General features: G+C 74.9%; 4 protein-coding genes and 4 pseudogenes. 4 read left to right on the forward strand and 4 right to left on the reverse strand.

Annotation, left to right across the window (positions count from 1 at the left end; all coding sequences use genetic code 11):
* Positions 1-149: 149 nt before the first annotated feature.
* From H5J30_RS36715 to H5J30_RS37805, 3 genes and pseudogenes are all read left to right on the forward strand, one after another.
* A pseudogene (locus tag H5J30_RS36715) lies at positions 150-248 on the forward strand (CBS domain-containing protein); the annotation flags it as partial.
* Between the two features lie 561 nt (positions 249-809).
* On the forward strand, positions 810-1,271 hold the full coding sequence (locus H5J30_RS14380) for a Crp/Fnr family transcriptional regulator (RefSeq protein WP_181787829.1): 462 nt from the start codon (positions 810-812) through the stop codon (positions 1,269-1,271).
* Positions 1,272-1,290: 19 nt separating this feature from the next.
* A pseudogene (locus tag H5J30_RS37805) lies at positions 1,291-1,431 on the forward strand (CBS domain-containing protein); the annotation flags it as partial.
* A 55-nt stretch (positions 1,432-1,486) separates the two neighbouring features.
* Here H5J30_RS37805 and H5J30_RS14385 read toward each other — a convergent pair.
* From H5J30_RS14385 to H5J30_RS14395, 3 genes and pseudogenes are all read right to left on the reverse strand, one after another.
* Complete coding sequence (locus H5J30_RS14385) at positions 1,487-3,268, reverse strand: GAF domain-containing sensor histidine kinase (RefSeq protein WP_181787830.1); 1,782 nt, start codon at positions 3,266-3,268, stop codon at positions 1,487-1,489.
* A gap of 14 nt (positions 3,269-3,282) precedes the next feature.
* Positions 3,283-3,489: pseudogene (locus H5J30_RS14390) on the reverse strand (type I glyceraldehyde-3-phosphate dehydrogenase); the annotation flags it as partial.
* Between the two features lie 94 nt (positions 3,490-3,583).
* Positions 3,584-3,736 (reverse strand): annotated as a pseudogene (locus tag H5J30_RS14395) (phosphoketolase family protein); the annotation flags it as partial.
* Positions 3,737-4,074: 338 nt separating this feature from the next.
* Here H5J30_RS14395 and H5J30_RS14400 point away from each other — a divergent pair.
* Complete coding sequence (locus H5J30_RS14400) at positions 4,075-4,782, forward strand: response regulator (protein ID WP_181787832.1); 708 nt, start codon at positions 4,075-4,077, stop codon at positions 4,780-4,782.
* A gap of 216 nt (positions 4,783-4,998) precedes the next feature.
* Here H5J30_RS14400 and H5J30_RS14405 read toward each other — a convergent pair whose 3' ends face one another.
* Positions 4,999-5,904, reverse strand: coding sequence for a universal stress protein (locus H5J30_RS14405; protein WP_181787833.1), 906 nt, complete (start codon positions 5,902-5,904; stop codon positions 4,999-5,001).
* Positions 5,905-6,102: the final 198 nt, after the last annotated feature.

Below are 6,102 nucleotides of genomic sequence, written 5' to 3' on the forward strand. Positions count from 1 at the left end.
GGCTCGCCGGACGGCATCACCACCGTGGACGTCCGCATCCGCGTGCTTCCGCGCCGGGGGCACGACCCCGTACCTGCGCCGGCTGCGCTGAAGGCGCCCGGACACCTGACGAGGAGACCGCGATGAAGCACCGCACGATCGGCAACGTGATGACCGACGACGTCGTCACCGCCGCACCAGTGACCCCGTTCAAGGAAGTCGCGCGGCGACTGCACGAGCACCGCATCAGCGGCCTGCCCATGGTCGACGACGACGAGAACCGGCTGATCGGCATCGTCACCCGCCGCGACCTGCTGCGGGTCATCGTCCGCAACGACGCCGAGATCCGCCGTGAGGTGGTCGACGAGGTTCTGGTCCGCGGCCTGTGGGTGATCACCGGCCGGGTCCGGGTCGCCGGACAACCGGCTGACCTACCGCGTGGACGACTCCCGGATCCGCGCCGTCGAGCAGGCCCGGCACGGCTTGGCCGACGAATGGCTGCGCAGGGTGTGAGGAAGCCGAAGGGGCCACGGCTGCGCCCCGCGACCTCGTCGCGTACGGCACGAAAACCGGCGCACGCGGCCGTGCTCGCCCCGTGGAGCACCGCCCGCCGGGCCGGCCCGACCTCGTCGGGCCGGCCCACGGCCCGCTCCCTGTGGTCCCGCTTCCGGCCAAGCGCGCTCCCTGCCGCTCTGCCGGGGTCTTCCGGGCACGTCAGAGGGCCGCCCGGACGGCCCCCCGGCGCCGCTCGGCCCCTGCCGCCCGCGATCTCCGAGGCGGAGGGTGGAGAGGAAAGTCCCGCACCGCCCACGGCCGGACGGAGAAACATCATGATCAACACGAGCACCAGCCTGCTCGGCGCGCTGCCGCCCGAGGCCCGGGAGCAACTGCTGGAGACCGCAGGGGAGGTGTCCTTCGCGGCCGGGCAGCGGATCTTCAACGAAGGGCAGCGCGCCGACCGCTTCTGGGTGCTGCGCACCGGCTCGGTCACCCTCGACCTGCACGTGCCCGGGCGGCAGGCCGCCACCGTCGAGACCCTCGGCTCCGGAGACCTGCTGGGCTGGTCCTGGCTGTTCCGACCGTACCTGTGGCACCTGGGGGCGCAGGCCCTCAGCCCGGTACGCGCCCTGGAGTTCGACGCCACCGTGGTGCGGCAGCTCTGCGAGAGCGACCCCGCGACCGGCCGGGCGGTCACGCACCGCGTCGCCGAGATCATCGGGCACCGGCTGCAGGCCGCCAGGACCCGCCTGCTCGACCTGTACGGGCCCTACGGCAGCGGACCGAGGCAGTGACCGCGGCCCCGTGCCGTACCGGGAGGAGTTCCGGGACTGCGACCCCACCCGCTTCGAGCACCTGCGGCGCCTGGACGACCTCGCCAAGGCGGGAGCGGTCACGGCCGGCGAGTTGGTGAGCACCCCCGCCGTCACGGTGCGCGCCGGCGTCACCCTCGCCGGGCGGCTGGACGACCGCACCCGCGGCCCCGTGCCGGCCCGGCTCGTACGGGCGTTCAGCCGGCGGCGTGCGAAGGGGTGCCGGCGGGACCGGCGGGGTCGGCGGGGTCGTGGGCGCGCAGCGGCACCCGCCAGACCAGGCGGGTGCCGCCGCCGTCCGGTGCGTGCACCCGGAAGGTGCCGCCGAGTTCCTGCGCTCGCTCGGCGATGTTCGCCAGGCCGCCGCGGTGGCCGCCGGGGCGCAGGCCGACACCGTCGTCGGCGACGGTCAGGGTGAGGTCGTCGGCGCCGACGGCGAGCACGACCTCGGCCGAGCGGGCGCGCGCATGGCGGGCGACGTTGGCCAGTCCCTCGCCGAGCACCGCCAGGGCGTGGCCGGCGATGCCGGGGGGCACGTTCACGTCGAGAAGCCCCTCGGTGCGCAGTGCCGGGCTGAACCCCAGGGTGGCCGCGGCGGTTTCGACGGTGCCGACCAGGCGGCGGCGCAGGCCGGCGGCGCCGTGGTCGCCCGCCTCGTGTGCGCGCAGGCCGAAGATCGTGGTTCGGATGATCTCGATGGTCTCGTCCAGCTCGCGCACGGCGCGCAGCAGTTTCTCCTCGCCCTCCGCGGTGCGCTCCAGCCGGACCGTGCTCTGCAGCGTCATGCCGGTGGCGAAGAGCCGCTGGATGGCCAGGTCGTGCAGGTCGCGCGCAATGCGCTCGCGGTCGGTCGACAGCGCCAGCCGCTCGGCGTCGCGCCGGCGGTCCGCCAGCTCCATCGCCAGCGCCGCCTGGCCGGCGAAGCCCTGCAGTGGAGCGGTTTCCTCGGGCCGGAACGCCGGTGCGCCCGCGGCGCGGGCGAGCAGCAGCACTCCCCGCCGGCCCGCCGAGGTGCCCATCGGCACGGCGACGGCGGGCCCGAGACCGGCGTCGCGCAGCGTGCTGCCGTGGAGGCGGGGCTCGCTCTGCACGTCCTCGCTGAGCACCGGCTCGCCATCGGTGTAGGCGAGTCCGGAGAGCGAGTCGTCCACGGGCAGCAGCCGCTCTTCGTGCACCCCCGCGCCGGGGCCGTGGGCCAGCGCCACCCGCAGGTGCCCGGAGCCGGGCACGGGCAGTGCCACCGACCCCAGCTCGGCGCCGAGTTGCTCCCGGGCCCGCTCGACGATCAGCCCCAGCACGGCGTCCTCCGGCTCGCCGGACAGCAGCGCGGCGGTGACCTCGGCGGAGGCGGCGAGCCAGCGCTGCCGCCGGCGCGACTCCTCGTACAGCCGGGCGTTCTCGATGGCCACGCCGGCGGCCGCGGCGAGCGTGGACAGCACGGCCTCGTCCTCCGCATCGAACTCGTCGGCGTCGCGCTTGTCGGTGAGGTAGAGGTTGCCGAAGACCTCGTCGCGGACCCGGATCGGGACGCCGAGGAAGGAGTGCATCGGGGGGTGGTGGGCCGGGAAGCCGTGCGAGGCGGGGTGCTCGGATATCTCCCGCAGCCGCAGCGGCTCCGGGTGCCGGGTGAGGACGCCGAGTATCCCGCGGCCGCACGGCGGTGCGCCGATGGCCGCCGCCTGCTCCTCCGCGACGCCGACCGGCAGGAACTTCGCGAGCCGCCGGTCGTCGTGCCCCTCGCCGAGGACGCCGAGGGCCCCGTACTCCGCGTCGACCAGCACGACGGCCGCCTCCACGATGCGCCGCAGCACGTGGCCGAGTTCCAGGTCGCGGCCGACGTTCATCACGGCGTCGAGCAGGCTGTGCAGCCGGTCGCGGGTGCTGCGTACCTCGTCGACGTGCAGCTGGAGCTCGTCGAGCAACTCGTCCAGCTGCAGCCGCGGCACCCGGCCGGTGGCGCTCCGCCGTTCCGGCTCCATCGCTCCTCCCGCCGTCACAGCCGGGCGGCGACGTATTCGGTGAGGTCGAGCAGCCGGTTGCTGTAGCCCCACTCGTTGTCGTACCAGCCGAAGACCTTGACGAGTTCGCCGCCGGACCGGGTCAGCGGGGCGTCGAAGACGCAGGACGCCGGGTCGCCGATGATGTCGCGGGAGACGATCGGCGCGGTCGAGTGGCGCAGGACGCCGCGCAGCGGTCCTTGCAGGTAATTGCGGCCGATGCGGCCGAAGCCGTTGATGCCGACGCGTACGGTCATGATGCGTGTCTCCTTCACGGGGGGACGGGTCGGGGGTGGATCAGGGGGTCGAGGTCCAGTCGGCGGCCTCCGGCATGTCGGTGCCGTGGACGCGGATCCACTCGCGGCGGCGGGCGCGGGCGTCCCCCATTGCCCGGCGCACCGGGGCGGCGCGTACGGCGAGGCCCGGCACGCGGTCGATGACGTCCACGAGTGGCGAGTTCGCCGTCGGCGGGCTCGGGCGGCTCGGGCGTCGTCACCTCTGGCATGGATCCGTCCTTCGCTGCGTCGTAAGGGCTTGCCGCCAGCCTCCGCCGCCGCGGCACCCGCCGCGTAGGGCCGTACGGGGCGCGGCGCCGGGACCATCAGCTCCCGTGAGGGGGCCGCGGTGCAGGGCGACGAGGGCCTCCCGGGGGGATGCGCCGGGGACGTACCGCACCGGCGCGCAGGTCCGTCCGGCCCCTGCCATCGGCCCACCGGCGACGGATAATCGGTCTGCCCCCCGGATTCGCGTACGGCACGGGGCGAGCAGTCGATCCCGAGGAGCCGACCATGGCAGAAGCACCGACCCCCGCCGCGCAGCACCCGATACGCGTCTTCCTGCTCGACGACCACGAGGTGGTGCGGCGCGGCCTGCACGATCTCCTCGACGCCCAGCCGGACATCGAAGTCGTCGGCGACGCCTCCACCGCCGCCGAGGCCGTGGCCCGCGGCCCGGCGCTGCGGCCGGACGTGGCGGTGCTGGACGTGCGTCTGCCCGACGGCGACGGCATCGGCGTCTGCCGGGAGCTGCGCTCGCGCATGCCGGAGCTGGCCTGCCTGATGCTCACCTCGTTCGACGAGGACCAGGCGCTGCTCGACGCCATCATGGCGGGCGCCTCGGGCTACGTGCTGAAGCAGATACGCGGCGACGAGATCGTCAACGCCGTACGCACCGTCGCCTCCGGCAAGTCGATGCTCGACCCGGCGACCACCGCCCGGCTGATGGACAGCCTGCGCCACGAGGCCGAACCGGACCCCGAAGACGCGGCGCTGGCCTCGCTGACCGAGCGCGAGCGCGACATCCTCGAACTGATCGGGGAAGGTCTGACCAACCGGGAGATCGGCAAGCGGCTCTACCTCTCCGAGAAGACCGTCAAGAACCACATCTCCCGCATGCTGGCCAAACTCGGCGTCGAGCGGCGCATCCAGGCCGCGATGATCGCCAGCCAGGCGAAGCCGGGCGCCGCCGACGACAGGCGGCCGGACGGCCGTCGCTGAGAGGCCGGGCGGCCCCGTACGGGGGGGCACACAGCTCCTGCGGCGGGCCCCGCCCACGCGCACCCCCGGCCGAACCGGCGAAGGACGTTCCGTATCCGTGGTCACGCACGAGCGAGGCGCCCAGCCGCGGTGCGACGCCGATCCGAAGCCCCGTGGCGCCCGGCCCGCGCGGCGCAGCACCCGGACGAAGCCCGGGTGCTGCCCTACGGGTGGGTGTCACCGGGCGGGGATGAGGATCACCGGGCAGTGCGCGTGGTGCAGGAGCGCGTGGGCGGCCGGGCCCAGGCGGCGGCCGAGCGGGTGGAGATGGCGGTGCACCGTCACCACCACGGCGTCCGCGGACTTCGTCCGCGCGACGAGGACGGCAGGCGCGGGGCGGCACTCGTGGTCCGTGCTCACCCGGACCTCGGGGAACTCGTCGCGCACCGGTGCCACGGCGTAGCGCGGCACGGCCTCGGCCGCCTTGCGGGCCTCCTCGATCTCCTCGCGGCGGCGCAGGGACTCGGGCGTCGTCCAGGTGGCGGTGAGCGGAGGGTAGCTCCAGGCGTGCAGCACGAGCAGCCGGGCGTCGCGCCGGGCGGCCTCCTGGAAGCCGTAACGGACGGCGGCGGTCTCGGTGTTCGTCTCCACGCCGACGAGCACGGTGCCGCGCGGTGCGCCGGCGGGCTCGGCGTCGCCGCGTACGACCGCCAGGGGGGTCTCGGTGTGCGCGGCCACGCGCTGGCTGACCGAGCCGAGCAGCAGCCCGGCGAAGCCGCCGTGCCCGCGGGTGCCGACCACCGTCAGCGCCGCGGTACGGCCCCGCCGCACCAGCGCCTCCGCCGCGGGGTCACGGCTCACCGTCGTGACCACGTCCAGATCCTGGTCGGCCAGCTTGCGGGCGCGCTCGGCGGCTTCGCCGAGCAGTTGGCGGGTGATCCGCTCACGCTCCTTGTGCTCGGCGGGAGACAGGCCCAGGCCGGCGGACGCCGACGGCGGCCACGGCACGCCGCACAGCAGGTGCAGACCGGTCCCTCTGCGCACCGCCTCGCCGACGGCGAACTCCAGCGCGCGCTCGGCGTGCCGGGATCCGTCGTAGCCGACGAGAATGTGGTCGGCCGGTTTCTTGTCGGTGGCGCTCATGGTCTCTTCTCCGGGGTCTCGGGGGCGGCTTGGCGGGGTGCGGCGACCGCGGTGCGGGAACCGCAGCGCGCACCCGCACTTCCCACCCTTTATCCGCTCCCCCGCTCCCTCCCAGGGGCCGAGCGGCTGCCGCGGCCGTCCGCGCGGGCAGTCCGCATCGCCGATCAGCCCATGCCGGCGGGGCCGGATCCCGGACGG

The sequence above is a fragment of the Streptomyces phytophilus genome (genome assembly GCF_013870535.1).
Lineage (GTDB): Bacteria > Actinomycetota > Actinomycetes > Streptomycetales > Streptomycetaceae > Streptomyces > Streptomyces phytophilus.